Raw genomic sequence first — 26721 nt, forward strand, 5'->3', positions numbered from 1 at the left:
GCCGCCGCGTCCCGGCACCGCCCGCCGCGCCGGCCGGTCGGCGCTGCCCGTCCCGTCTCGCACCGTCTCGCCCGTCCCGTCTCTCCCCGTTCCGAAGGAGCCCCCGTGCCCGCCGACCTCGTCCTGCTCTCCGCCCGGCTGCTCGACCCCGGCACGGGCCGGTTCCTGCCGCACACCGCGCTCGTCGCGGAGGAGGGGCGGATCAGCTTCCTCGGCGACGACCGGGCGGCCCGAGCCCTCGCCGGACCCGGCAGCACGGTCGTGGACCTGCGCCGAGCGGTGGTCACCGCGGGCTTCACCGACGGCCATCTGCACCCCGTGTCCGGCGCCGAACGCACCATGGGCGTCGACCTGTCCGCCTGCCGCGACCTGGACGCCGTACGGACCGCGCTCGCCGAGGCCGCCCAAGCCCTCCGGCCGGGCGCCTGGCTGCGCGGCTGGGGCCTCGACCCCAACGCCTTCGGCACGGCCCCCGTCGGCAACGCCGCCCTCGGACCCGTCCTCGACGGCATCCCCGCCCTCGTCGACCTGTTCGACGCACACTCGCTGCTGGCCAGCGAACGGGCGCTGGAACTGGCCGGCATCGACGGACCGCGCACCTTCGACCAGGGCTCGGAGATCGTCTGCGACGCCGAGGGCCGGCCCACCGGCCTGCTGCTGGAGGACGCCGCCTGCGAACTCGTCGAGGCCGTCGCCCCCCGGCCCACCGGGGCCGAGACACGGACCCGTACCGCCCAGGTGCTGAGCGCCATGGCCGCGTCCGGCCTCACCGGCGGCCATGCCATGGACGCGAACGGGGACAGCCTCACCGTCTACGCCGCCCTGGAGGCCGAGGACGCCCTGCCGCTGCGGCTGCGGATCGCCCCCTGGTGCCGGCCCGAGGCGGACGACGCCGCCGTCGCCGGCCTCGTCCGGCAGCAGGGCACCGGGGGCACGCTGTGGCGGGTGGCCGGCGTGAAGCTGTTCATGGACGGCACCATCGACAACGGCACCGCCTGGCTCGAGACCCCCGACTGCCACGGCGAGTCGGGTCACGCCCACTGGCCCGACCCGCAGCGCTACACCCAGGTGATCGGCACCCTCCACCGTGCCGGTGTGCCCACGGCCACCCACGCGATCGGTGACGCGGCGGTGCGCCATGTCCTCTACTCCGTCGAGAAGGCGCAGACGGACGGCCCGGGAGCCGTACGCCATCGCGTCGAGCACATCGAGACCGTTCCCGACGACACCGTACGGCGCTTCGCGACGCTCGGGGTGGCGGCCTCCATGCAGCCCACCCACTGCTGCGAGTTCACCCGGGCGGACCACACCGACAACTGGTCGCGCCGGCTCGGCGAGGAGCGGGCCGGGCGGGCGTTCCGCTGCCGTGACCTGTGGGAGGCCGGAGCGCGGGTCGTGCTCGGTTCCGACTGGCCCATCGCCCCCTACCCGCCGCTCCAGGTCATGGCCGGCGCCCGGCACCGCCGCCCGGCCGACCTCTCCCTGCCCCCGCACGGCCCCGGCCAGGCGCTCACCGCCCTGCAGGCGCTCCAGGGCATGACCGTGAACGCCGCCTGGGCCGCGGGGGAGGAGCAGCACGCCGGCCGGCTCGCCGTCGGCCACCGCGCCGACCTCACGGTCCTGGCCGACGACCCGCTGGCCGTGGCCGACACCGACCTGGCCGAGCTGCCGGTCGTGCTCACGGTGGTGGGGGGACGGGTGACGCACCGGGCAGCCGACCTGTAGCGCCTGCTCCGATCCGGGGGAGCCGGCCGGCTCAGGGTGAGGACCGGCGGCGTTCGCGGCGCGCGCGCCGGGCCTCGACGAGCAGGGGCAGCAGCGACAGGACGACGACCACGGTGACCAGCGGCAGCAGATAGTCGTCGATGTGCGGGAAGGAGGCGCCGAGGGTGTAACCGGCGAGGACCAGCGTCTGCGACCACAGGACACCGCCCACGACCTGCCAGCAGGTGAAGGGCCGCCGCGGCACCCCGAGCGCACCGGCCACCGGGTGCAGGACCGTCCGCAGCACCGGCACGAACCGGCCGATCACCAGCGCCTTGCCGTAGCCGTACCGGGCCAGCAGCTCCTCCGCCCGCGCCGCCGCGTCCTTCACCCGCCGGCGGGAGGTGCGTGCCAGCAGGGCCCGCCCGCCGTGCTGCCCGATCAGGTACCCCACCTGGCCACCGGCCACCGCTCCGACGGCCGCGCACACCAGCACCTGCCACAGCGACAGCCGCGGCGCCTGGCCGGCGGTCCCCGCACACAGCACACCGGCCGGGAACAGCAGCGTGTCACCGGGCAGGAAGAAGCCGACGACCAGCAGACCCGACTCCGCGAAGATCACCACCAGGACGCCCAGGGCGCCGAAGGCGGCCAGCACCGAGGCGCTGTCCAACGGATTGACGGCGATCACGGGCCGAGCCTCCTGGCCTCCTCGCTGAGCTACCAGTATGGATCCGTTCTCCGTACGGTGCCGGAGGCGCCCCCCGGGGCGGATGCGCCGCTAGGGTCTCCGCCGGCGGCCCGGCGCCCGTGACGCCGGCTTGGCCTCCTCGGGTCCGGGGCCCGCCTCCTCGGAGTCGAGGATGTGATCGCCGTACAGGTCCCGCAGCCAGTTGCTCTGGTAGACGGTGTCGAGGTAGCGCTCGCCGAGGTCCGGTGCGATGGCCACCGCGGTGAGGCCGCGTGTGTCGTGCCGGGACAGCCAGTCCGTCGCGCCGCTGACCACCGTCCCGGTGGAGCCGCCGAACAGGAAGCCACGGCGGGCCATGCGGTGGCACATGCGGATGGTGTCGGCCTCCTCCACCCGGATCACCTCGTCCACGAAGGACTCGTCGAGCAGCGGCGGACGCATGCTCATGCCCAGGCCGGGGATCATCCGCCGGCCGGGCTCACCACCGAAGGCCACCGAACCCACGGCGTCCACGGCGACGATCCGCACCGGCCGGTTCCACTGCCGGAAGTAGCGTGCGCACCCCATCAGGGTTCCGGTGGTGCCCGCCCCGACGAAGAGGACGTCCAGTTCCGGGAACCGGCCGGCGATCTCCGGGCCCGTCGTGCGGTAGTGCGCCCGCCAGTTGCCCGCGTTGGTGTACTGGCTGAGCCATACGTACCGGTCGTCGGACGCGCACAGCGACTGGACGTACTCGATCCGCGTGCCCAGGAAGCCGCCGTTGGAGTCCTGGTCGGCGACGACATGCACTTCGCTGCCGAGCGCCTCCATGAGCAGCCGGGTCGACAGGTTGCAACGGGAGTCCGTCACACACAGGAACCGGTAGCCCTTGCTGGCGGCGATCATGCTGAGCGCCACGCCCAGGTTTCCGGACGAGGACTCGACGAGGATGGAATCCGGCTTCAGGACTCCCTCGCGCTCGGCCGACTCCACCATCTCGTTCGCGGCCTTCAGCTTGATGGAGCCGGCGAAGTTGAAGCCTTCGCACTTCAGGTAGAGCGGATGTCCGCAGATCGACTCGAGGTCGACGAACAGCTGGCCTTCGTTGAAGGCGTAGGGAGCCGAGATGACAGGCACGACGGGCCTCCTGGTGCCGGACAGAGGACAACGGCTTCAGCCGTACCGGCGCAGTTCGTGGAAGAAGTCGTCGATGAGGCGGAGCTGTCCCGCCCGGGCTACTTCGTCGTAGACGTACTTTCCGACGGCGAGATCCAGGACGCCGAGCCCGAAGGGAGAGAAGATCACCGGCCGGTCGGTCGGCGGTGCTGCCCGTCCGAGCATCACGTCGTTGAGGGTGCCGTTCAGGAAGTCGCGGTTGCCGGTGAGCTGTTCGACCAGATGAGGGGAGGTGTCGGCTTTCAGGCAGTGCTCGACGTCGTCGACGAAATTGGCCGAGCCGAGCAGGATCTCCGGCGCGAGGTCCCGCAAGGACACATGCAGGACCAGGGGATTGTGGTCGAACCAGGCCGGGGTGGTGACATGGGGCCGGCCTGCGACGGTGGCGAAGACCACGAGGTCGCTGGAGCGGATGAGGTTCTCGGCGCTGTCGTGGAGGGTGACCGGTTCGGTGGCGCCGGCATGCCGCAGATAGCCGCAGAAGCCTTCGGCGCTGTCGGCGGACACGTCGTGCACGCCGATCGCTTCGAAGTCCCAGCCCGTGCGGGCCAGGAACGTGTGGATGTACCGGGCGATCAGGCCCGTACCGACGAATCCGACGCGACGGGGGCGGGGCCGGTCCCGGCTGAGCCAGTCGGCCGCCAGCGCGGCGGACGCCGCGGTCCTGGTCGCGCTGATGACGGAACTCTCCAGACAGGCGAACGGGTAGCCCGTGTCGTGGTCGTTGAGGATGAGCACCGCCGAGGCCCGCGGCAGCCCGGCGCTCACGTTCTCCGGAAAGCTGGAGATCCACTTCAGGCCGTCCACGGGGGCGGACCCGCCGATGGACGCCGGAAGCGCGATGATCCGCGCCGTGGGCCGGTCGGTGAAGCGCAGGAAGTACGACGGCGGGTTCACCGAGTCCCCGGCGCCGTGCAGCCGGTAGGTGGCCTCGACCAGCCGCACGAGCTGTTTCTCGGCCCCGTTCAGTGCCCTTTGCACCTGCTCCCCGGAGATCACCGCGAACGTCGGCGCCGGGGCCGCGCCGGGCACGGCCGCCTGCGAGGTGGTGGACAGCACGTCGGTCATCGCTCGCTCGCCTCCGGGGTGGGGCAGTGGTCGGCCAGGCGGCGGGGCTCACCCATGCCCACCAGCACCTGCCGCTCTCCGCTGAAGGGCTCCCTGCTGTGCGCGGTGCCGATGTTGTCCACGAGCAGCAGATCACCGGCCTGCCAGGGCTCGCGCCGGGTGTGCGCCTCGTAGGTCGTGTTGAGCAGCTGGACGACGTCCTCGCCGATCGGGGTGCCGTCCCCGTAGCGGGTGTTGAACGGCAGCCCGTCCTCGCCGTACTCGTCCACCAGGTACTCGCGCACCTCCGGGGCCAGCGTCCACTCGTTGAGGAAGGCGATCTGGTTGAACCAGCAGCGCTTGCCGGTGAGCGGATGCCGGACGACGGCGCTGCGGCGCTGCTCGGTGTGCAGCGACCCGTCGGCCTGCCAGGCGAAGTCGATGGCGTGGTCCCGGCAGTAGCGCTCGATCTCGGCGCGGTCGTCCGTGCCGAACGACTCCGCCAGGGACGCCCCGATCTCGTCGTTGTAGGTGCGGGTCAGCAGCCAGCCCTCCCGCTCGAACCGCTGCGTCAGCCCGGTGGGCAGGGCCTGCAGTACCTGTTCGGCGTCGGCCACGGCCGTCGCCCCGCCCTGCTCGGGCGCGGTCAGGCACGCGAACAGCATCAGGCCGGGCACCTCCAGCGGGTAGCTCAGCTCGTGGTGCATGCACATCGGCTGGTTGTCCGGCCAGGGCGTGGAGGAGTACAGACCCGGGCCATGGGCCTCACGGGGGGCGAAGGCCTCCCGCTCCGTCATGAGCGGTCCGGCCAGCCGGGTGAAGACGGCGCCGACCTGGTCCGCGTCCCGCAGGCGCAGACCGCGGACGAGCAGCGCCCCGTGCTCGGCGACCTGCGCGCGCAGCGCCTCGCGGTACTCGGCCGCCCAGCTGGAGGCGTCACCGGGCGGATCGACCCGCAGCAGCGCGGGTCCGTCTGGCCGCGGCTCCACATCGAGCGGGGGTGCCAGGGATGAGAACGACATCTCGGTTTCCTTTCGGTGGCCCGTCGGGAAGTCCACGGGCTCAGGAGGAGGCCAGCGGCAGGACGGCACTCAGCACCGCCTGCGCCGCCTCGGCCGGACGGGTGCGGGGGAAGTAGTGGCCGCCGTCGGCCAGCTCGTGCAGATCGACGTGCTCGGCCATGAGCAGCCAGTCCCGGTACTGGTGGGCGTATCCGGCCGTGTGCGGGTCGTCGGCGGCGACCACCACCGTGACCGGCACCGAGAGCTTCACCGGCGGCGGGACGTCCAGGGCGGCGCGGAAGTAGCGATGTGCGCGGACACAGTCGTGCCGGTAGGCGGCACCGATGTGCTCGGCGTGCCGCGCGTTCAGTTCGGCGAGTTCCGGATAGCCGCTGTCCGCGGTCAGCCGCGCCGCGATCTCGGCGTCGCTCCGGCTCGTCAGTTCACCGGCGGCCGCGCTCCGGTAGGCGGCGGTGCCGAGCAGTTGCGCACCGAGGAACACCCGCGTCGGGGACACGCCTCGCTCCTGGAGCCTGCGGGCCGTCTCCAGGGCGGCCGCCGCCCCCGAGGAGTGGCCCCACAGCATGACCCGGGTGAGACCGCGCGCGGCGATCTCGGCGGCGACGCGCTCGGCGACCTGCTCGATCGACGCCAACGGCTCCTGGTGCCCGGCCAGATCGTGACCGGGCAGGTCCACCGCGAGGACCGTCAGGCCGCTGCCTGCCAGCGCGCTCGCCATCGGCTGGTAGTTGACCGCGTTGCCGCCCGCGTAGGGGAAGCACACCAGCGCGCACTCCGGCGGGCCGGCCGGCTCCGCCAGGGGCTGGAGCAGTTCCGCGTGCCGGCGTGCCGTGCCGTCGAGGAGGGCGGCCAGGTCGGCGAGCACCGGGTGCCGGGTGATGTCCTTGAGGGACACCGTCCGGTTCAGCGCGAGGCTGAGCTTGACCGCCGTCAGGGAGGTGCCCCCGGAGTCGAAGAAGTGGTCCGTCCGGCCGACCTGGTGCTCGGGGACGCCCAGCACCCCGGCCCACGCCGCCGCCACCCTTCGCTCGGCGGGGCTGAGCGGGCCGGCGTCCTCCTCGCCCGGCACGTCCCTGTCGGTGGTCGGCGGGGTCTGTTCGGCGAGGGCGGTCAGGGCCTTTCTGTCGGTCTTGCCGTTGGCGGTCAGCGGCAGGCTGTCCTGCCAGTGGAAGGCCGAGGGGACCATGTAGGCGGGCAGCACCGCGCCGAGCGCCTCGCGCAGCACCTCGGGCCGGTGCCGCCGGCCCGAGTAGAAGGCGATCAGATGCCTGTTCCCGCCGGCCAGCTCGGCGACGACCACCGCACCGTCGCGCACGCCGTCCACCCGCAGCAGGGAGTTCTCGATCTCGCCGATCTCGATCCTGAAGCCGCGGATCTTGACCTGGTTGTCCCGCCGCCCGAGGAACTCCAGCTTGCCGCCGGGGTGCCAGCGCCCCCAGTCACCGCCCAGGTAGAGCCGCTCACCCGGCCGGTACGGGTCCGTCCGGTAGGCCTCTCGGGTGCGCTCGGGATCGTTGACGTAACCGCGGCCCACGCAGACCCCCGAGAACGCGATCAGGCCCGGCGCGCCCAGCGGTACCAGCGACAGTTGCTCGTCCATGACGTGGACGCGCACGTTGCCGACCGCGCGCCCCAGCAGTACGCGCTCGGGCACCCCGTCCATGACCTCGTGGTTGGTGTCGTCCGACGTCTCCGTCAGGCCGTAGGCGTTGACCAGCTTGATGCCGGGCTGGATCGTGAACCAGCGCTGCACCAGCTCCCGCTTCAGCGCCTCACCGGTCACCGACACACACCGCAGGTCCGGCAGCTCCCGGGGGTGCTGTTCCAGGTACGAGACCACGACCTCCAGATAGGAGGGCACGACCTGCGCCACGCCGACCCGGCCGCTCACCAGCGTGTCGACGAACCGCTCCACGTCCACGATCACGTCCTGCTCGACCAGCAGGGTGCGCCCGCCGACCAGCAGCGCGGAGATCAGCTGCCACAGGGAGATGTCGAAGCACTGCGGGGCCGTCTGCGCCACCACGCAGCCCTCGCCGACACCCAGGTCGTCGATCTTGGCGTGGAGGTGGTTGAGCATGCCCGCGTGCTCGCACATCGCGCCCTTCGGCTCGCCGGTGGAGCCGGAGGTGAAGTAGATGTAGGCCAGCTGGCCCGCGTCCACCCGCACACCGGGGTCCCCGTCGGCGTGCTGTTCCGCGTACGCCGCGTCGACCTGCAGCTTCTCGGTGCCCGGCAGCGTGGCCAGCGCCTGGTCGAGGGTGGCGGTGCTGCCCGCCTCGGTCAGCACCAGACGGCACCCCGCACGCGACAACGTCGCCGCGATGCGTCCGGCCGGGAAGTGCGGCTCGATCGGCAGGTACGCGCCGCCCGCCTTGAACACCGCCAGCGTCGCCGCCAGCCAGTCCAGGTTGCGCTCGGTGACGACGGCGACCACGTCTTCCCGGTCCAGCCCCCGGTCCAGCAGCGCCCGCGCCAACCGGTTCGCCCGCCGGTTCAGCTCCCCGTACGTCCACTGCCGCTCGCCGTGCACGGCCGCCACCGCGTCCGGATGGGCCCGTACCCGCCGCTCGAACAGCTCGTGCGCCCGGGCGTCCGGCAGCGGCCGGAGCGGTCCGGCCAGCCCTTCCAGCTGCTCACGGACCTCGTCGGCCGACAGCAGACTCTGCCGCGCGTGGTCGGCGTCCGCGTCGGCCGCCATCAGCCGCAGTGCCGTCAGGTGGTAACCGCCGATCCGGGCCGCCGCCGCCGCGTCCAGCACGTCGGTGCGGAACCGCAGCCGCAGCATCAGTCGTCCGCCCCGGTCGGACCAGCGCACCTGCAGCACGCCGTCGTCCCCATGGGTCTCGTCGGCTCCCATGGGGCCGAACACGACCTCGTACGACGGCTCGGTCACGCCCAGTTCCCGTCGCAGTTCCTCCACCGGGAACTCCCGGTGCGCCAGCACCTCCGCCTCGGCGCGCTCGGCGGTCGACACCAGCGCACGCCAGGGGCCCGGGGGGACGGCCAGGCGGCACGGCAGCGGCTCGCCCCGCACTCCCGTGGTGTATCCCGTCACCACGTCCTGCTCGCCGGAGAGCGCGGCGAGCACCTTGGCGTGCGCGGCCAGCAGCAGCGCACTGACGGGCACTCCCCACTGCCGCACCCGGGCGCGCACCGCGTCCGTCACGTCGTCCGGGACCGGCGTCTCGTGCTCGGCCGCTCCCGGGACCGGCTCCGCGGCCCAGCGCGGCACAGCGGTGACACCGCCGGCGCTCAGCATGCGGCTCCAGTACTCCCGGTCCGTTTCCACGCGCGTTCCCATCGAATGGCCTTCCTCAACTCACGGTCGCCGCACAGGCGTCGGCGGAGAACGGTGGTACTGCCCGGGCGGCGCCGCGGTCGTGGCCGGTGGTGTCCGGCATGTCCGCGGCCGGATTGCCACCCCACCGGGAGTGCGGCGGGACTTCCTCGCCCTTCATGAGGAAGGAATCGGGTGCCAGCACGGAGCCCTCGCCCATGGTCACGCCGTAGTGCACGGCGGCTCCGACGCCCAGCGTGCAGCCGGCGCCGAGCGTGGTGTTGTCGGACTTGAAGGTGCCGTCCTCCTGCGAGTGGCACTGGATCTTGGACCCGGCGTTGAGGATGCAGTCGTCACCGATGGTGGTGAGGGTCCTCTCGGTCATGTAGCAGCCGTCGTCGAACACCCTGCGGCCGGTGCGCACGCCCAGCAGACGCCAGACGAGGTTCTTGAAGGGCGTGCCGTTGTAGAGGTTCAGATAGTGCGACGGCATCTTCCACACGCGCTCGATGTGCCAGAACTTCGGGTCGTAGATGGAGCACAGTTCGGGCCGCATCCTGCGGAACTTCAGCAGGCAGCGCTCCCACAGGATGTAGTACGCGGTGGACATCGCGAGCGTCAGCGCCAGATAGCCGCCGATCACCACGTGCCCCAGTACGCCGTACAGGTCGACGGAGGTCAGCGCCAGCAGGGTGATCACGAACGTGAGCAGCCAGCGCATGCACAGCATCAGAGCCATCGAGCGAAGGTTGTAGCGGTTCTTGGCGGCCAGCCGGCGGTGCAGCGAGTCGCCCGTCCTGAGGTGGTCGAACCGTGAGTCACGGTCGACCGAACGCGGGATCTCGAAGCACGGTGAACCGAGAAGCCCCACGCCTTCGCGGACTTCGCCGTCCAGGGGGATCATCACCTTGGTCGCGAGGAGGCAGTTGTCGCCTGTCCGGCCGCCCGGGGGATAGGCGATGAGGTTGCCCAGGAAGTTGCGCGGCCCGATCGACACGCGGGACACCCGGAAGGACGTGCTGGAGAATTCCGCGTTCATCACGGAGAGCCCGTCGGCCACCATGGTCCCGCTGCCGATGGTGACCAGGAACGGGGTCTCGTGCTGGACTTCGGTGCCGAAGTTGGACCCGGTCTGCTCGACCCGTGACAGGTCGTAGCCGAGCCCGCGGAGGTAGTACACGATGTAGGAGCTGTCACCGAAGAGCCAGGCGAAGAACTTGATGTTCGTCATGCGGGCCGTCGCCCGGTGCAGGGCGTAGTGGACTCCGTAGAGCGGATAGACCCGGTCGGGCTTGACGGCCAGATTCAGCAGACGCGGAACGGTGCACAGAGTGGCGAGGCCCAGGACGACGAAGCCGAAGAACAGGATGAGGGAGAGGACCAGTGCGTCGGAGATCAGTTCCGGCCGGCTCAGCGCGGCCGTGCTCGGATCGAGCCGCTTGCCGATCGCCGGGACCTCGGTGAACAGCATGTACACCCCGCCGACGGCGAGCGGGAGGTACAGGAAGATCAGCTGCAGGAGCGTGACCGAGCCGAACCAGGCCCGGCGCGCGGTGCCGCACCTGGCCGGCGGCACCCGCAGGTACTCGGTCCGCGTGGGCTCCGCCGGGGACCCGTGCCAGTGCTCGCCGTCCGGGACGGCCATGCCGCGGTGCAGTGCGGAGGCGTGGCCGAGCTGAGCGCCGTCACCCATCGAGGTGTCGATGTCCAGGACGGTCTTCTCGCCGATGAACACGTCTCTGCCGAGGGTGACCCGGCCGGTCTGTATACGGCCCGCCTGGGCCCGGTAGCCGAGGAGGTACGACTCCTTGCGGATCACCGTACCGGCGCCGATGGTCACCAGGTCGGTACAGACCGGGACGGTGCGGGAGAGGATCGTGACCCCCTTGCCGATCCGCGCGCCGAGGGCGCGCAGATACAGCACGTACAGCGGGGTCCCGGCGAGGAGCACCATCGGATTCGCGTGGAGCAGTGTCTTGACGAGCCAGAACCGCAGATAGGACAGACCCCAGATGGGGAACTCGACCGGTTTCCACCGGCCGACGAGCAGCCATTTCGCGAGGATCGGGAACACGCACAGAGCGAGGAATCCGACGCCTCCGAACACGAGTGAACGCAGGTATACGTCGACCACACCGGAAGCGCCGGCGATCCACTCGTATCCTCTGGCGGTGACGTACCCGGAGACGAGGGAATAGCACAGGAAGATCAGCAACTGTGCGGTGCCGCAGAGCGCATGGCCGAGCCGGCTCGTGCGGGACACCGGGGCCGGCGGCGTCGGGGGTGCCGGCGCCGGCGCGGAGGGCGCCGGCCCGGCGGGAGCGGTCGTCACGAGAGCCGCTGCCAGGCTGCGGACGGTGGGGTGCCGGTAGATGTCCCGCATGGAGGGGGACGGCAGATCCGGTATTTTCCTCACCCGCGCGCAGAACTGGGCCATGACCAGGGAGTTGGCACCGAGATCGGCGAAGAAGTCACTGTCGACCGGAACGCGCTCGGCGCACACGACGGCCGCCAGCACCTCCGCTAGTTTTCTCTCGGTCTCCGTCTCGGTCCTGCCGACGCCGTTCATGGTGACGCCAGGGTCGTCCGGCCCGGATATAGGGACCTCGGAGGACTGCTCCACCATTCGATCTCCTGGGGACGTACGGAATCGCTGGTTCGTGTCCTGTACTTTCCTGATCACGAACCGCCAGCTTCAGTTTGGCCAGGCCATCGTGAGGTTGCCACTTCGGATCGGCCGCGGGGATCGCGGGAAAATGCCGAGGGGCTTGTATTTCTGGCTTTTCGCGCCTGGCAGGGCTGCGCCGGTGTTCACCCGAACGGCGGTTCGGTCGATGGCGGCGGACGGTGACCCGGCGGTTGCCGAGCGCTTCCCGAGGGCTTCCCGCGCGTTCACGCTGACCGTTCTCATTTCGGTGTTGAGTACAAAACGTTTCGGAGAGCGTCTCGGTCTGTCCGTACTGTGCGCAGTGGTGACGGTGTGATTACGTAATCGGGCCGTTACCAGCGGAGGGACGATCCATGTTGAGCACGTCCAGCGGCAAGATGCCGCAACCGAGGACCGGTCCGCTCACCACCGAGGCCACGATCCGCACCCGGGTCGAGGTACCGGTGAACCTGAGCGACGGCTCCTGGCGCACCGCCGAGATGATCAGCTTCACCGGGCTCGCCGACGGACGCGAACACATCGCCGTCGTCTTCCCGTCCGCACGGCCCGTACCCCTGGTGCGCGTGCATTCGGAATGCCTCACCGGAGACGTGTTCGGCTCCGCCCGCTGCGACTGCGGACCGCAGCTCGCCGAAGTGGTGGATCTGTTCGCCGAGTCCGGGGGCATCCTGCTGTACCTCCGTCAGGAAGGACGCGGCATCGGGCTCTACAACAAGCTGGACGCCTACCGCGTCCAGGACGACCAGGGCCTGGACACGTTCGCCGCGAACCGGGAGCTGAACTTCTCGGACGACATGCGCGACTACCGCGTCGCCGCGCAGATGCTGCGCGCCCTGGACGTGGCGCGCATCCACCTGCGGACCAACAACCCCGACAAGGTCTCGCAGCTGGAGGGCTACGGCATCGCCGTGGAGGAGGTCATGCCCACAGGCATCCACCGGACCGAACGCAACCACGACTATCTGCGGGTCAAGGCCGAGCAGGGCGGACACACCATCGAGCTTCTGGGAGAGTCCATATGATCCAGCATCGTGGACCCATCAGCGGCATCGCCGCCTGGCGGGACGAGTACGTCGCCACGGCCGGCTACGACAACCAGGTCATCTGCTGGGACCAGCGCACCGGGCGGGCGGTGGCCCGCTCGTTCCACGACCACCTCGCCAACCAGTGCCAGTTCGCGCCGGACGGCAAGCACCTGCTGACCTCCTCCAGCGACTACACCGCCCGCTTATGGACCGTGCCCGACCTGCGGCTGGTGGCGGTCTTCGGGGACCAGGAGGACGACGTGGAGATGTCCGTCTTCCACCCCGGCAAGGAACTCGTCGCCACCGCCTCCCGCGACCACCGGGTACGGGTCTACGACTTCACCGGCCGGCTGCTGCACCGCTTCGAGGGGCACACCGCCGACGTCATCTCCGTCGAATGGGCCCGCGACGCCGACGAGCTGATCTCCTCCAGCGACGACGGCACCATCAAGCGCTGGTCGCTCCGGACCGGCGGTATGGTCGCCGACCTGGACATGGACGGCGTGGAGACCGACACCGTCGCCATCTCCTCCTCCGGCACCATCTTCGCCGGCAACGACGAGGGCCAGATCATCGTCGTCGGCCCCGGCGAGCGCAGCACGGTCCCCGCGCACGACGCGGGCATCAAGCGCCTCGTCCTCGACGACTCCCGCCACCTGCTGGTCAGCCTCTCCTACGACCGCAGGATGCGGCTGTGGGACGTCTCCTCCGGTGCCCCCGAGGCCCGCGACACCACGGCCCTGCCCGACGACGTCTGGCCCCGCTCCTGCGCCTTCGCCGGCGGCACCCGCCTGGTCTTCGCCACCTTCGGCGCCACCTACCGCGGCTACGACTACCAGGCGCGCACCTGGGACACCGCCGTCGTGCCGCCCACCGGCGGCGTCAACGCGGTGCTGCCGGAGCGCGGCGGCTCGACGCTCACCGTCGGCGACGCGGGCGTGGTGCGGCGCGACGGCGAGCAGGTGGCCGAGACCGGCAGCCTGTGCAACTTCCTCACCCCCCTGGGCGGCCTGGTGCTCTCCGGCGGCCAGCTCGGCAAGGTCTTCGACGCGCTCACCGGCCGCGAGCTGTACCAGCACCGCTCGCCACTGAACTGCGGCGTCGCCTTCGAACGCGACGGCGAGCAGTACGCGGTGATCGGCGCCTACACCGGCGAGGGGCTGCTGCTGAGGCTGGCCGGCGACACCGTCGAGCACGTCGCGGACCTGCCGCTGAACGTCAACGCCGTCAAGAGCGTCGCGGTCTCCGGCGACCTGCTGTTCTCCGTCGCCGCCGACGCCTCCGCCACCTGGTACCGCATCTCGACGCTGGAGCGGACCGCCACCGTCGAGGACGCCCACGACAAGATCGCCAACGGCTGCGCGGGCCTCGGCGACGGCTGGTTCGCCAGCATCAGCCGGGATCTGAAGCTGCGCATCTGGAACCCGGACCGCACGGTGCGGGTCCTGGACACGCCGCACACCCACTCCATCAAGTGCGTCGCCGCCGACACCGACGGCCGCCTGATCGCCACCGGCAGCTACGACGGCCGGGTCGCGATCCACGACCGGGCCGACGGCCGCTGGTCCGTGACCGACCGGCCCACCACCGCCGGCATCTCCTCCCTCGCCTACGACGCGGCCCGCAAGCTCTTCGTCGCCGGTTCCTACGACGGGCAGGTCTACACGGTCGCCGGCTGAACGACAGCGGGAGCGCCACTCGAACGGTGCCGGAGCAGCGTGTCCTCTCCGGCACCTTCCCGTGCCGGCCCCCGGCCCGCCGCCCCCGTGCCCTCACACGACAGGACGTCATCACCCATGTCCGACCACCAGATAGCCGACCGCTACTCCGTCACTCCCGCTTCCGCCCCCTCGCTCGACGAGTCGGCGTACGCGGACGTGCTGCGCTCCGACTTCCAGGACCACTACGTCAACGGGCGCGACGTGTGGACCGCCGAGGACGCCATGCGCGAGGCCCCCCGCCTGCTGCTGCGTGCCCTCGGTGACCGCCCCGGCGCGCACGTCCTCGACATCGGCACCGGACACGGCCGGGACGCCGCCGTCCTGTCCGACGCCGGCTGCCGGGTCACCGGCATCGACCTCGTCGAGTCCCCCGAGTGGGCCGCGCTCACCGCCCGCAGCGACGGGCGGGCCCGGTTCGCGGTGTGCTCGCTGACCGACCTGGACGGCACGGCCGTCCACGACGCCGTCCTCGACAACGGCTGCCTGCACCACCAGCACCCCGACGGCTACGACCGCTACCTCGGCCGGATCCGGGAACTGCTCCGCACCGGCGGCCTGCTCACGGTGTCCGTGTTCCGCTCGGCGGACGGGCCCGGCCGCCTCTTCGCCAACGGGGCGCGGCGCCTGTACCGGGAGTTCACCGAGGAGGAGCTGACCGGGCTGGTCACCGCGCACGGCTTCACCCCCGTCGACGTACGGCTCGTACGGCGCGGGACGGCCGGGCTGCACTACCTGGTGGGCACCTACCGCGCCGTCACGGCCGGCGGTGACCGATGAGGGCGTCCCGCAGACGCGGCAGAACGCTCTTCGGCGCACTGGTCGCGGTGGCCATGGCCGGCCTGCTGGGCACCGCCCCGCCGGCCGCCGCCCGCCCCGCCGGTGCTCCCGACGCCCGCCCCGCCCGCCTTCCCGCCGCGGGACCCGCCGGGGGCACCTGGTCCGGAACCTGGGGCACCGCGCCGGCGCCCGCCGCACCGGACGGCATCTCGCAGACCGGCATCGACGACCGCACCGTACGCATGATCGTGCACACCTCCGTCGGCGGCGGTGAGCTGCGGCTGCGGCTGTCCCACGCCCACGGCACCCGGGACCTGGCGCTCGGCCGGGTCACGGTGGGGCTCGCCGAGTCCGCCGGCTCGGCGACGGCCGTCCCCGGCAGCCTGCGCCCGGTCACCTTCGGCGGCGCCCCCGGCACCACCGTGCCCGCCGGGGCGGAGACCGTCAGCGACCCGCTGCCCTACGACGTGCCCGCCGGCGCCGACCTGCTGGTCAGCATGCACCTGCCCCGGCCGACCGGCCCCGCCACCTGGCACTGGCTGGCCCAGCAGACCGCCTACGTCTCCGAACCCGGTGACCACACCGGCGACCAGGGCGCGACCGCCTTCACCTCCACCCAGACCTCCTGGTTCTTCCTGACCGGAGTCGACGTGCGCGGCCCGGCCACACGCGGCACCGTCGTCGCGCTCGGCGACTCGCAGACCGACGGCTCCGGCTCCACCCTCGACGGCAACGGGCGCTGGACCGACGCCTTCGCCCGCCGTCTCGGCGCCGACCCCGCCACCAGGGGGCTCGGTGTGCTCAACAAGGGCATCGGCGGCAACCGCGTGCTGCGCGACGGCACCGAGACCGAGCGTCCGCAGCGCGGCACCAGCGCGCTCGGCCGGCTCGACCGGGACGTGCTGAACCAGTCCGGGGTGCGCGCCGCCGTCCTCTACGAAGGCATCAACGACCTCCAGCTCGCCCCCTATGCGAACGCCGGGGAGGTCCTGGCCGGGCTGCGCACCCTCGCCGCACGGCTGCACGCGCGCGGCATCCCCGTCATCGTGGGCACCCTCACCCCGTTCAGGGACTCGCCGCTGTGGACGGCCGAGGCCGAGCGGAAGCGGGTCGCCCTCAACGCCGCGCTGCGCACCTCCCCGGACTTCGACGCCGTGGCCGACTTCGACGCGGTCGTGCGCGACCCCGCCGAACCGCAGCGGGTGCGGGCCGCCTACGACTCCGGCGACCACATCCACCTCAACGACGCCGGCTACCGGGCGGTGGCCGAAGCCGTCCCCACCGACCTGCTCACCGCCGGCGAACCGGCGATCCCCGCTTCGAGCACCGACGGGAGGAATCCGTGACCGGCACCCCGGTGATGGCCAACCCCAACACCCTCTCCGACCGGGCCGCGATGGGGCTGCCCGGCTCCTTCGTGGCACGCACCGAGCCCTGGGCGCTGCAGGACCACCGCGATCTGCTCGGCGCGCCCGCCGACACCCTCGTCGCGGTCGCCGAGGACCCCGGGCAGTCCCGCGCGCGCCGGTACGCGGCGGGCACCGTGCTCGGCCTGGTCGGCGACCCCCGCATCCGCCCCGACGACCCGCCCATGGCCGGCGTCCCCGCCGCCCGCGTCCGGCTCGGCCTCGACCCGGACCAGGTCGGCAGGGTCACCGCGCGCTGGCGGCACGCCGGGGTGATCGAGGACTGGATCGCCAAGGAGTGCCCCGTGTACGAGGCGGACCTCCCGGCGTTCCGGATCGCGCTCCATCCCGTCACCAACGCCGAGTACCGGCGCTTCCTCGAGGACACCGGCAGCACCGTGCTGCCGTCCTCCTGGCGGTTCGGCCGCTACCCCGACGGGCTCGGCAACCACCCGGTGTGGACCGTGCCGCCCGAGGCCGCCGACGCCTACGCCGTCTGGCTCGCCGGCCGGACCGGCCGCGCCTTCCGGCTGCCGACCGAGGCGGAGTGGGAGTACGCCGCCGCCGGGCCCGAGGGGCGGGAGTTCCCCTGGGGCGGGACGTTCGAGCCGGACCGCGCCAACACCGTGGAGGACGGGCCGCTGGCCACCACCCCGATCGGCGTGCACCCGGCCGGACGGTCCCCGTTCGGCGTGCACGACATGGCGGGCAACGTGGAGGAGTACACCGCCGACGACTACCGGCCCTACCCGGGCGGGAGCGCCGTCGCCGACGACCTGGCCGTCACCCGGGGGACCTACCGCATCGCGCGGGGCGGCAGCTTCACCCGCTTCGGCGACCTGGCCCGCACCCGGCGCCGCCACGGCTGGTACGACCGCGCCATCTACGCCATGGGCTTCCGGCTCGCGGAGACACCGTGACCGCGCGGCCGACGGGCCCCCAGGGCGGTGCCGGGGAGGACGAGCCGGCGTCGCCTCCCGCCTCCCCGGCCGAGGAGACCGCGATGCGCCGGGCCGTCGAGCTGGCCGCGACCGCGCTGGGCCGGACCAGCCCCAACCCCGTCGTCGGCTGCGTGATCCTCGGCGCGGACGGCACACCGGTGGGGGAGGGCTTCCACCGCGGCGCCGGGCAGCCGCACGCCGAGGTCGAGGCGCTGGCCGTGGCCGGGGACCGGGCGCGCGGCGCAACCGCCGTGGTCACCCTGGAACCCTGTGCGCACCAGGGCCGCACCGGGCCGTGCGCCGAGGCACTGCTGCGGGCCGGGATCGCCCGGGTGGTGTACGCGGTACCGGATCCGAATCCGGCCGCGGCGGGCGGCGCGCGGCGGCTGCGGGACGCCGGGGCCGAGGTCGCCGGCGGGGTGCTGCGCGCCGAGGCGGAGCGCGGCAACGAACTGTGGCTCACCGCCGTCCGCCGGGGAAGACCGTGCGTGACGTGGAAGTTCGGCGGCACCCTGGACGGCCGGGCGGCGGCAGCGGACGGCACCTCCCGGTGGATCACCGGCCCAGAGTCCCGGCAGGACGCGCACGTCCTGCGCGCCGCGCACGACGCGGTGCTGGTCGGCTCCGGCACGCTGCGCGCGGACGACCCGCACCTGGGCCTGCGGCACGGCGTGGCCGGCGCGCCCCCGCTCCGCGTCGTCCTGGACCGCGACGGCACCGTCGCGCCGCACGCGCGCGTGCTGGACGATGCGGGGCCCACCCTCGTGGTCACCGGTCCGCACACGCCCAAGCCGGCGCTGCGCGACCGGCACGAGGTGCTGCGGGTGCCGGTCGCCGAGGGTGCGCTCGACATCGCCGTCCTGCTCGACGAACTGTGGGCCCGGGGCGTGCGCTCGGTCCTGCTGGAGGGCGGCGCCCGCCTCGCCGCGTCCTTCGTCGCCCAGGGCCTGCTGGACCGGGTCGTGGCGTATGTGGCGCCGCTGGTGCTGGGCGCGACCGCCCGCCCCGTCCTCGGTGACTTCGGCGCCCCCACCCTCATGGCGGGCCTGCGGCTGCGACTGGGGGAGGTGACCCGCCTCGGCGACGACGTACGGCTGCTGCTGCGCACCCGGGACCTGCCGGGCGGCGAGGCGCCGGGCGGCACGGGAGGCGCGGGATGAGCCACCGGATCACGGTGGTGTACCACAGCCGGCGCGGCACCGTGCGCGCCCTGGCGGCGCTGGCCGCCGAGGGGGCGCGGGAGACCGGCGCCGAGGTGCGGCTGCTGCGCGTCCTCGACGACGAGCCGGCCGGCCGGGGCTGGCCGGAGCGGGTGGCCGAACCGGAGGACGTGGTGTGGGCGGACGGGCTGGTGCTGGCCTGCCCCACCTACTACGGCAACGTGTCCTCGCCCTTCAAACGGTTCCTGGAGTCGACCGCGCCGCTGTGGCGGCAGGGCCTGCTCGCCGACCGGGTGGCGACCGGCATCACCGTCTCCACCCAGCGCCACGGCGGCCGGGAGGCGACGCTGACCGCCCTGCACCACACGCTGTACCACTGGGGCTGCTGGGTGGCCGGGGCGGACCCGGCCGACCCGGTCACCCGCGCGGCGGGCGGCAACCCGTACGGCCTGGCCGCCGACAACCGCCGCGGCGACCCGGCCCCGCACGAGCGCGCGGCCGCCCACGCCCTGGGCCACCGCCTGGCCACCCTCACGACCCGCGCCCGCACCACACCCCCAGAGCCACCCCGGCCCACGGTCCCCGTACAACGAACAACACCCTGCGCCCCGGCTGCGTCCGCCCCGGCTGCCCCGGCTGCGTTCTCTCCGGCCGCTTCCGCCTCGGCGGCTTCGGCCTCGGCGGCTTCGGCCTCGGCCGCTTCGGCTTCGGCCTCAGCTGCGTCCGCCTCGGCTGAGCCTGCCCCGGCTGCGCTTGCCTCGGCTGCGTCGGCCCGGGTTGTGTCTGCCCCGCCTGTGTCGGGCTCGGCCGCTTCTGCCTCGGCTGCTCCTGCCACGGCTGAGCCCGTACCGGCTGTGTCGGGCCCGGCTGCTCCCGCCTCGGCTGCTTCCGCCTCGGCTGCTCCCGCCTCGGCTGAGCCTGCCCCGGCTGCCTCGGCCCGGGTTGTGTCTGCCCCCGCTGTGTCGGGCCCGGCCGCTTCCGCCCCGGATGCGTCAGCCCGGCCGGCTCCCGGCCCGGTCGCTCCGGCCCCCGTCGGGCCGCGGGCGACCGTTTCGGATGGTCGAGCGCGTGGCCCGGGCGCGGTGGCGGCGGGGCTCGACGTCGTCCTCCGGCCCGTCCGGCTGGCGGTCGTGTATCACGGTGAGGACGCCGGCACCCGGATCCTCGCGCAGGAGGCCGCCGCGGCGGCGCGGGCCGTGGGGGCGCGGGTGCGGTTGCGGCGGGTGCCCGGTGGCGGCGGGGCGCGGCCCGCCGAGTGGCTGGGGCCCCGGGCCGCGCTCGCCGCGCCCGAGGACGTCGCCTGGGCCGACGCGGTGCTGTTCGGCGCGCCCGTCCGCCTCGGCGCACTGGCCGCGCCGCTGCTGGACTTCCTCCAGGCGCTGGAGCCCGCCGAGGGCGCCCGGAGCCCGCTGTGGGGCAAACCGGCGAGCGGCTTCGCCACCACCCCCGCGCCGCACGCGGGAGCGGAGACGGCCGTCCTCGACCTGGGCCACGTCCTGCTGCACGCCGGCGCGGTGCTGGTGCCGCCCGGCTACACCGACCCGGCCGTCGAGGCGGCGGGCGGCAACCCCTACGGGACCTCGCACCCCCGCTCCGCGGGCGAGCTGCCCACCCCGCGGACCATCGCCGCCGCGGCCCACCAGGGCCGGCGCACCGCCCTCGCGGGAGACCTGCTCCGCCGCGCCCCGCGCCCGTGCCGCGCGGCACGCGAGGACACCGCGCGCACCGGCCCCGAGCCCGTGCGGCTCGTACCACGGACCACCGGAAGGAGCACCGCATGAGCGTGCAGCAGTACGACGAGATCGGTGAGACCTACGAGGGCTTCAAGTCGCTGCCGATGGCCCGCTACGCGGAGTCCGCCAGTTTCCTGGCGCTGCTCGGCGACGTACGCGGCAGTTCGGTGCTCGACCTGGCCTGCGGCACCGGCTTCTACACCCGGCAGATCAAGCGCCGGGGCGCCGCCGACGTGCTCGGCGTCGACATCTCCACCGAGATGGTCGCCGCCGCCCGCGCGATCGAGGAGCGTGCCCCGCTCGGCGTGCGCTACACCGTCGCCGACGTCGCCGACCTACCCGTCCCCGAGCGGGCGTTCGACGTGGCGAGCGCCGTGTACCTGCTCAACTACGCCGAGGACGCCGCCGCGATGGAGCGGATGTGCCGGGCGGTGCACGGCGGCCTCGAGCCCGGCGCCCGGTTCTGTGTGCTGACCCAGGCGCCCGCCTACCGCTTCGACGGCCCGTCCATGGCCAAGTACGGCTTCACGTACGAGCCCGTGGGTGAGGGGCCGGTCGGCCGCCGGGCGCGCATCACCGCCCTGCTCGACCCGCCGGTCGAGTTCGTCACGTCGTATCCGCGTCGCGAGGTGTACGAGCAGAGCCTGAGCCGGGCGGGCTTCCACGACGTGACGTGGGTGCCGCTGCACGTGCCGGAGGACGGCCTGCGCGAACTGGGCGCCGACTACTGGGCGGACTTCCTCGCCAACCCGCCGCTGACCATGCTCCACTGCCGGGCCTGACCGGGCGCACCGGGGAAGCGGGAAAGACGGAAGTCCTCGTCCGGCCGTGCTGACGGCCGGACGAGGACTTCCTTGTGCCGCCGGGCGGGTCCGGCGCGGTCCGGTGTCACGCGGACGGGGGATGAGACGCGCGCACCGTCCGCCGGGGCCGTCCCGACGGCAGCCTGTGGGGAAGGGGCGCACGGACCGGCCGCCCGCCCGTCTTCGGCACGTACGGCGGGCCGTTCGGCGTCCGGCACGGTGAGCCGCGTCCGTGCCGGACGCCTCATCGGTCGGTGCTCGCGCCGCAGCCCCAGCGGCGGAGCACCCCCCGGCACGGTGCCGGCCGTTCCCAGCAGCCGGCACCGGCCGTTCCCGGCCGGACCCGGGGGCCCGGCCGGGAAGCCGTCACCCGGCCGTGGCGGCGGGCCGCAGACGCCGGGAGATCAGGACGCCGATCAGGGCGAGCAGCGCCGTCAGGGCGAACAGCCCGCCCAGTGCCGTGCGCGTCGTGGCGTCGTAGTGCTCGGCGATGGCCAGGGCCGCGCCACCGAGACCGGCGATCACACCGGTGGCGAGGGTCTGCGCGAGCTGGAGCGCCCCGCTCATCTCGCCCTGCCGGTCCGCCGGTGTCTGCTCCAGCGTGTCGGTGGTGGCGGCGTTGAACGCCACACCCATGCCGATGCCGCCGATGGCCCAGCCCACCACCGCGAGCCACGCGGGGACCGATTCGGTCAGGATCGACAGGGCGATCACGCCCACGCCCAGCAGCAGGACGGCGAAGCCGAGGACCACGCTGCCGGTCCGCCCGTCCGCCTCGGCGTCCCGCTTGGCCTGCCAGGCCGAGCCCACCACCCAGGCGATGGCACCCGCCGACAGGCCGAGACCGGCCGCCCAGGCACTCTGCCCCCGCAACTCCTGCAAGCCCAGCGGCAGGTACGCCTCACTGCCGAAGTACACCCCGCACAGCAGGCCGCGGATCACCACACCGGCCCCCAGCCCCGCGCGCGCCGTCAGGGTCCCCTCCGGGGTGACCCGGCGCAGCGCCGGCAGGGCGACGGCGATGCCCACCACCGCGAGCACGCCCAGCAGGACCATGTTCTCCAGCAGCAGCGCCTGGAGCAGCACGCCGGTTCCCGCCGTCAGCAGCACGGCGTTGGCCAGCGGACCCTTCCACCACGGCTCGGCCGGGCTCGCCCGCCGCTCGTCGCGCGGGCGCTCCAGGCGGCGCAGACCGGGCAGGGTGAGCAGCGCCGCGATCGCCACGATCGGCAGCATCAGCAGGAAGACCGCACGCCAGGTGGTGCTGTCCGCCAGCGTGCCCGCGACGACCGGGCCGACCAGCGACGGGATCGTCCAGGCCGAGGAGAGCAGGGCGAACATCCGCGCGCGCAGGTGTTCGGGGTAGGCCAGCCCGATCACCGTGTAGGCCATGGCCATCACGGCGCCCACGCCCAGGCCCTGGAGGAAGCGGCCCACCAGGAACAGCGGCCAGGAGCCGGCCGCTCCGGCCACCGCGCAGCCCACCGCGAAGACGGCCGTCCCCGCCGCCACCGGAGCCCACGGGCCCCGCCGGTCGGCGGCCCGGCCCGCGAGCACGGTGCCGATGATGTTGGCGAGCATCAGCGCGGACAGGCCCCATCCGTAGGCGCCCAGGCCGTCCAGGCTCCGCGCGATGTCGGGCAGCACCGTGGCCACGCCCAGGGACTCGAACGCGACCATGCTCACCGACAGGATCACGCCGAGGCTGAGCGCCCGGTAGGGGCCGGAGAAGACGCTCTCCGACCGCATCGGCTGCGCGGATTCGGCGGCGGCCGCAGGCCCTCCCAGGTCTTCCGGTAACTCGCCGACGTGCTGAGACATGACGTCACCTCGTGTGAGAGAATTACTTTCCGATGCGGAACGGAATCATAAATATACTGGAGGCATGGTGAGCACGCCACAGGGCGCCGCGGGCACCGCCCCGTCGGCCGCACAGCGCTCGCGCGGACGACCGCGCGACGAACGCATCGACGCCGCGGTACGGCACGCGGTGATGGAGATCCTCAACGAGGTCGGCTACGGCCGGCTGACGCTGGAGGCGGTCGCCGCCCGGGCCGGCACCACCAAGCCGACCCTGCGCCGCCGCTGGCGCTCCCGGCAGCACCTCGTGGTCAGCGCGCTCGTGCAGACGATGGGCGCCTCGCCGACCCCCGACACCGGCTGCACCCACTGCGACCTCATCGCGGGGATCCGCACCCTGAGCCACGCGTTCACCACGACCGTCGGGCGACGTGCCCTGCCCGCGCTGATCGCGGACCTCGCCGACGACCCGGAACTGGAGTCGGAGTTCCTGAACGAGCTGTTCCACCCGCGCCGCGCCGCCACGGCGGCCGCGCTGCGCCGGGGCATCCGGCGCGGTGACATCCGCCCCGACGCCGACATCGACCTGTTGCTGGACATGCTCGGCGCGACCGCCTACTACCGGGTGCTCTTCGGCCACCTGCCGCTCACGCCCACCCTCGCCGAGGACGTGGTGGAGGTCGTCCTCGCCGGCGTGGCCACACCGCAGTGGCGCAGCCAGCACGGAGCGGTGGACAGCGTCTGAATCCGGACCCTCCGCCGGCCGGTGAGACCCCAACGGGACGAAGAAGGGATTCGTGTGCTCAGCCGTGACTGTGAAGTGTCCGATTTACAAAGGGTCCTGGCCTCCGCGGCGTCCGGCGCGGGGGCCAGCCTCCTGCTGGAAGGGGGCATCGGGTCCGGCAAGTCGTACCTGATGCGCGCCGCCGTCAGATCCGCCCGCGCGGGCGGATTCGAGACGATCTCCATCCGCGCCCGGCCGTCCGGCACCGCTCTGACCCGCGACGTGCTGCGCCAGCTGCACCCGCGCCCCGCGGCCGTCCTGGCGTCCACGGCCGGGTGCTCCGGGCCGTCCGACGAGGAACCCGACACCCCCGAGGCCGCCGCCGGCCGGCTCGACCGGCTCATCGGCGCGCTCACCCCCCGCACGCCGCTGCTGATCGCGGTGGACGACCTGCACTGGGCCGACCGGCACTCGCTGCGCTGGCTGGAGCACCTGACGGCCCGCCTGGAGGGGCTGCCGGTGGCACTGCTGGCCACGATCGCCCCCGGCCTGTCCCGGCCCCGCGATGCCACGGCGCCCGGCGACGGCCCCGGGCGGGTGGGCCCCGGGCGCGGAGGTGACGGCACGGGGGCGGACGGCACCGCCGCCCTCGCCCGCGTCGTCTCCGACTTCCACCAGCGCACGGTGCTGACCGGCCTGGACCCGGCCGCCGTCGGCTACCTGCTGGCCTCCTTCTTCGGCCGCCCCGTCGCCGACGCCCTGGTGCACGCCTGCCACCGGGTCACCGGCGGCAACCCGCTGCTGGTGCACGCCCTGTTGCGCGAACTCAGACGCGGCGGCACCGCCACCGAACCGACCTGCGAACAGATCGAGGCCCTCGGCTCGGTGGAGGTCGCGGAGACCGTCGTCGCCCGTTTCGAGGAACGCTTCCCCGGCGTCGGCCGGGCCCTGGACTCCGTCGCCGTCATCGGCCGGGCGGGCACCGCCGCCCTGGTCGCCGACCTCGTCGGCGTCCCCCGTACCGAGGCCGCCGACATGCTCCACGCCCTCGTCCGCTGCGGCGTGCTCCAGGAGACCGGCGGGGGCGTCGCCTTCGCCCAGCCGATGATGCCGGTCTCCTTCCTCGCCGCGCTGCGGCCCAGCGAACACGCCCGGCTGCACACGGCGGCGGCCCACGCCCTGCACGCCTGCGGCACCCCCGCGCACGAGGTGGTCCACCACCTGCGGCACGCCCCGCGCATCGGCACGCGCTGGGCCTACCGGCTGCTGTTCGACGCCGCCTGCGCCGCCCTGTCCCGGCACGACCTGGAGGAGGCCCGCACCCTGCTGGAGCGGTGCGCCCAGGAAAGCGACCCCGGCGACCGGCCCGAACTGCTGCGCAGGCTCAGCTGCGTCGAACTCGCCGCCGACGCGCCCGCCACCGCCGCCGGCCGGCTGCGTGCCCTGGGCCGGCCGCGCCACGGCGGCGACACCGCCGCCCTCGCCACCCTCGTCAACCTCGCCCAGGCCACCGTCCTCGACGGCGACCTGGAGGGCGCCCAGCGCACCGTGCGGGGCGCGCTCGCGCACCTCGGGCCCCTCGACCCCGCCCAGGAACCGGCCGTCGGCGCCTTCGCCGTCCTCGGCGTCCTCACCCTGCTCTCCGGCGGCCACCGCGCGCCGCTGCCCGTCCCGGCCGCGGCCACCACCGTCCGCACCTCCTGGGTGCGCTGCGCCCAGGCGACGCTGGCGGCGCTCGCCGCCCGGGCACAGGACGGACGGCGCGAGGAGGTCGTCCGCCACGCCCGCGCCGGGCTGAGCGAACCCGTCGGCCCGGCCGACGTGCCCACCACCCCGCTGCGGCTGCTGCTCGTGGAACTGCTGTGCGACGCGGGGGAGCACGACGAGGCGCTGGAAGCCTGCCGCGCGCTGGCCGCCGCGGCCCGCGCGGAGGGCGCCCGCACCATGGCGGCCCTCGCCGAGATGGTCCTGGCCGTGTGCGGCTACCGGGCCGGGCGACTGCGCGAGGCGGCCCGGGCGGCCCGGGCGGCCCTCGCGGACGGGCCCGCCGGGACCTGGCTGGGCAGCGCCCTGGCCCGCTGCTGGCTCGGCGGCATCCTGCTGGAGACCGGCGATCTGGACGGGGCACGCCGGCTGCTCCTGGACGACCTGGCGCTGACCGGCCTGCCCGAGGCGGTCCTGCCCGACCTGCTGTTCCACCGGGGCCGGCTGCAGGCGGCGCTCGGCCGTACCCAGGCCGGGCTCGCCGACCTGGAGGAGTGCGGGCGGCAGCTGCTGCGCGGCCCGCACCGCCACGACCGCTATCCGTGGCGCACGGCCGCCGCCGCCCTGTACGCCCACACGGGCGACACCGCCACCGCCGAGCGGCTGGCCCGCGAGGAACTGGACCTGGCCCGTGCCTGGGGCGCTCCGCAGGCCGTCGCCACCGCGCTGCACACGCTCGCCCTCGTCAGCCGGGGCGGGCAGCGCGCCCCCCTGCTGGACGAGGCGGCCAACCTGCTCCAGGACTCCGGGGCGTGGCTGGAGCAGGCCCGCGTGCTGCGCTCCGTGGGCCACGAACTACGGCGGTTGCGCAAGGTCCGCGAGGCCCGCGAACAACTGCGCGCGGCTCTCGTCCTGGCCGAGAAGTGCGGTGCCGGCACGCTCGTCGACGCGCTGCGCGCCGACCTCGCCTCGGTGGGCGCCCGCCCCCGGCGCGGCGCCGAGACCGGCCTCGACGCCCTCACCCCGGCCGAGCACCGCACCGCCCTGCTGGCCGCCGAAGGACTGACGAACAAGGAGATCGCCGACCGTCTCTACGTCACCCGGCGCACCGTCGAACTCCATCTCAGCCGCGTCTACCGCAAGCTCTCCGTCTCGGGCCGCGCCGACCTGCCCGCCGCGGTCGCCGGCCGGCGTCCCGACCCGGGCCGCCGCGCCCTGCGGCGCGTCGACGCCGCGATGAGCCCGCCGGACCGTGCCGGCCGCTCGATGACGCTCCGCCCGGCCTCGTGACCTGAGCAGGTCGGTACCCGATCGACGCGCTGTCCGGTCACGGCCCGTGTGACAGGGCCGTGGCGGACAG

The 26721-nt window shown here is 73.7% G+C and carries 18 protein-coding genes; 11 read left to right on the forward strand and 7 right to left on the reverse strand.

The features are described from left to right. Positions 1-105 precede the first annotated feature (105 nt). Positions 106-1725 (forward strand): amidohydrolase, encoded by a 1620-nt coding sequence (locus ACZ5CW_RS11260; RefSeq protein ID WP_468600048.1) that lies wholly within the window; start codon positions 106-108, stop codon positions 1723-1725. Positions 1726-1756: 31 nt separating this feature from the next. On the opposite strand, the gene ACZ5CW_RS11265 is transcribed toward ACZ5CW_RS11260, so the two are convergent. The 6 genes from ACZ5CW_RS11265 to ACZ5CW_RS11290 form a co-directional block, all read right to left on the reverse strand. After that, on the reverse strand, positions 1757-2395 hold the full coding sequence (locus ACZ5CW_RS11265; RefSeq protein WP_468600049.1) for a DedA family protein: 639 nt from the start codon (positions 2393-2395) through the stop codon (positions 1757-1759). 90 nt (positions 2396-2485) lie between these two features. Beyond that, complete coding sequence (gene sbnA, locus ACZ5CW_RS11270; RefSeq protein ID WP_468600050.1) at positions 2486-3511, reverse strand: 2,3-diaminopropionate biosynthesis protein SbnA; 1026 nt, start codon at positions 3509-3511, stop codon at positions 2486-2488. Positions 3512-3547: 36 nt separating this feature from the next. Beyond that, on the reverse strand, positions 3548-4618 hold the full coding sequence (sbnB, locus tag ACZ5CW_RS11275; RefSeq protein WP_468600051.1) for a 2,3-diaminopropionate biosynthesis protein SbnB: 1071 nt from the start codon (positions 4616-4618) through the stop codon (positions 3548-3550). Then, positions 4615-5619, reverse strand: a complete 1005-nt coding sequence (locus tag ACZ5CW_RS11280; protein ID WP_468600052.1) for a TauD/TfdA family dioxygenase — start codon at positions 5617-5619, stop codon at positions 4615-4617. Before ACZ5CW_RS11280 ends, sbnB begins: the two co-directional genes overlap by 4 nt. Positions 5620-5659: 40 nt before the next feature. Further along, positions 5660-8923 (reverse strand): non-ribosomal peptide synthetase, encoded by a 3264-nt coding sequence (locus tag ACZ5CW_RS11285; RefSeq protein ID WP_468600053.1) that lies wholly within the window; start codon positions 8921-8923, stop codon positions 5660-5662. Positions 8924-8936: 13 nt separating this feature from the next. After that, on the reverse strand, positions 8937-11525 hold the full coding sequence (locus tag ACZ5CW_RS11290; RefSeq protein ID WP_468600054.1) for a Pls/PosA family non-ribosomal peptide synthetase: 2589 nt from the start codon (positions 11523-11525) through the stop codon (positions 8937-8939). 395 nt (positions 11526-11920) lie between these two features. On the opposite strand from ACZ5CW_RS11290, the gene ACZ5CW_RS11295 reads away from it, so the two are divergent. The 8 genes from ACZ5CW_RS11295 to ACZ5CW_RS11330 all read left to right on the forward strand — a co-directional run bounded on the left by ACZ5CW_RS11295 (position 11921) and on the right by ACZ5CW_RS11330 (position 21112). Further along, positions 11921-12589 carry a GTP cyclohydrolase II gene (locus ACZ5CW_RS11295; protein WP_468600055.1) on the forward strand — a complete coding sequence of 223 codons (669 nt, stop codon included), beginning with the start codon at positions 11921-11923 and terminating at the stop codon, positions 12587-12589. Further along, complete coding sequence (locus ACZ5CW_RS11300) at positions 12586-14271, forward strand: WD40 repeat domain-containing protein (protein ID WP_468600056.1); 1686 nt, start codon at positions 12586-12588, stop codon at positions 14269-14271. Before ACZ5CW_RS11295 ends, ACZ5CW_RS11300 begins: the two co-directional genes overlap by 4 nt. A gap of 117 nt (positions 14272-14388) precedes the next feature. Beyond that, the gene (locus tag ACZ5CW_RS11305; RefSeq protein WP_468600057.1) at positions 14389-15090 is read left to right on the forward strand and encodes an SAM-dependent methyltransferase; all 702 of its coding nucleotides are present in this window, start codon (positions 14389-14391) and stop codon (positions 15088-15090) included. Beyond that, positions 15087-16436: an SGNH/GDSL hydrolase family protein gene (locus tag ACZ5CW_RS11310; RefSeq protein WP_468600058.1), complete on the forward strand. Its 1350-nt coding sequence runs from the start codon at positions 15087-15089 to the stop codon at positions 16434-16436. The genes ACZ5CW_RS11305 and ACZ5CW_RS11310 overlap by 4 nt, the downstream gene beginning before the upstream one ends. Beyond that, on the forward strand, positions 16433-17416 hold the full coding sequence (locus ACZ5CW_RS11315; protein WP_468600059.1) for a formylglycine-generating enzyme family protein: 984 nt from the start codon (positions 16433-16435) through the stop codon (positions 17414-17416). The genes ACZ5CW_RS11310 and ACZ5CW_RS11315 overlap by 4 nt, the downstream gene beginning before the upstream one ends. Before the next feature lie 83 nt (positions 17417-17499). Further along, positions 17500-18597, forward strand: coding sequence for a bifunctional diaminohydroxyphosphoribosylaminopyrimidine deaminase/5-amino-6-(5-phosphoribosylamino)uracil reductase RibD (gene ribD / locus ACZ5CW_RS11320; protein WP_468600153.1), 1098 nt, complete (start codon positions 17500-17502; stop codon positions 18595-18597). Next, positions 18594-20378 carry a flavodoxin family protein gene (locus ACZ5CW_RS11325; protein WP_468600060.1) on the forward strand — a complete coding sequence of 595 codons (1785 nt, stop codon included), beginning with the start codon at positions 18594-18596 and terminating at the stop codon, positions 20376-20378. The genes ribD and ACZ5CW_RS11325 overlap by 4 nt, the downstream gene beginning before the upstream one ends. Next, positions 20375-21112 carry a class I SAM-dependent methyltransferase gene (locus tag ACZ5CW_RS11330; protein WP_468600061.1) on the forward strand — a complete coding sequence of 246 codons (738 nt, stop codon included), beginning with the start codon at positions 20375-20377 and terminating at the stop codon, positions 21110-21112. Before ACZ5CW_RS11325 ends, ACZ5CW_RS11330 begins: the two co-directional genes overlap by 4 nt. Positions 21113-21499: 387 nt before the next feature. Here the strand turns inward: ACZ5CW_RS11330 and ACZ5CW_RS11335 are convergent, their stop codons facing one another. Further along, positions 21500-22954, reverse strand: a complete 1455-nt coding sequence (locus tag ACZ5CW_RS11335; protein WP_468600062.1) for an MFS transporter — start codon at positions 22952-22954, stop codon at positions 21500-21502. A 64-nt stretch (positions 22955-23018) separates the two neighbouring features. Between ACZ5CW_RS11335 and ACZ5CW_RS11340 the strand changes: the two genes are divergently transcribed. Then, positions 23019-23678 carry a TetR/AcrR family transcriptional regulator gene (locus ACZ5CW_RS11340; RefSeq protein WP_468600063.1) on the forward strand — a complete coding sequence of 220 codons (660 nt, stop codon included), beginning with the start codon at positions 23019-23021 and terminating at the stop codon, positions 23676-23678. Positions 23679-23732: 54 nt separating this feature from the next. Next, the gene (locus tag ACZ5CW_RS11345) at positions 23733-26651 is read left to right on the forward strand and encodes a helix-turn-helix transcriptional regulator (protein ID WP_468600064.1); all 2919 of its coding nucleotides are present in this window, start codon (positions 23733-23735) and stop codon (positions 26649-26651) included. Positions 26652-26721 lie beyond the last annotated feature (70 nt).

The sequence above is a fragment of the Streptomyces sp. NPDC031379 genome, assembly GCF_055569615.1.

What these genes read in the sequence shown, in the direction of transcription:
- ACZ5CW_RS11335 (WP_468600062.1), bottom strand. Translation starts at nt 22,954, where the DNA reads ATGTCTCAGCACGTCGGCGAGTTACCGGAAGACCTGGGAGGGCCTGCG.
- sbnB (WP_468600051.1), bottom strand. Translation starts at nt 4,618, where the DNA reads ATGACCGACGTGCTGTCCACCACCTCGCAGGCGGCCGTGCCCGGCGCG.
- ACZ5CW_RS11305 (WP_468600057.1), top strand. Translation starts at nt 14,389, where the DNA reads ATGTCCGACCACCAGATAGCCGACCGCTACTCCGTCACTCCCGCTTCC.
- ACZ5CW_RS11295 (WP_468600055.1), top strand. Translation starts at nt 11,921, where the DNA reads ATGTTGAGCACGTCCAGCGGCAAGATGCCGCAACCGAGGACCGGTCCG.
- ACZ5CW_RS11290 (WP_468600054.1), bottom strand. Translation starts at nt 11,525, where the DNA reads ATGGTGGAGCAGTCCTCCGAGGTCCCTATATCCGGGCCGGACGACCCT.
- ribD (WP_468600153.1), top strand. Translation starts at nt 17,500, where the DNA reads ATGCGCCGGGCCGTCGAGCTGGCCGCGACCGCGCTGGGCCGGACCAGC.
- ACZ5CW_RS11285 (WP_468600053.1), bottom strand. Translation starts at nt 8,923, where the DNA reads ATGGGAACGCGCGTGGAAACGGACCGGGAGTACTGGAGCCGCATGCTG.
- ACZ5CW_RS11325 (WP_468600060.1), top strand. Translation starts at nt 18,594, where the DNA reads ATGAGCCACCGGATCACGGTGGTGTACCACAGCCGGCGCGGCACCGTG.
- ACZ5CW_RS11340 (WP_468600063.1), top strand. Translation starts at nt 23,019, where the DNA reads ATGGTGAGCACGCCACAGGGCGCCGCGGGCACCGCCCCGTCGGCCGCA.
- ACZ5CW_RS11280 (WP_468600052.1), bottom strand. Translation starts at nt 5,619, where the DNA reads ATGTCGTTCTCATCCCTGGCACCCCCGCTCGATGTGGAGCCGCGGCCA.
- ACZ5CW_RS11330 (WP_468600061.1), top strand. Translation starts at nt 20,375, where the DNA reads ATGAGCGTGCAGCAGTACGACGAGATCGGTGAGACCTACGAGGGCTTC.
- ACZ5CW_RS11300 (WP_468600056.1), top strand. Translation starts at nt 12,586, where the DNA reads ATGATCCAGCATCGTGGACCCATCAGCGGCATCGCCGCCTGGCGGGAC.
- ACZ5CW_RS11310 (WP_468600058.1), top strand. Translation starts at nt 15,087, where the DNA reads ATGAGGGCGTCCCGCAGACGCGGCAGAACGCTCTTCGGCGCACTGGTC.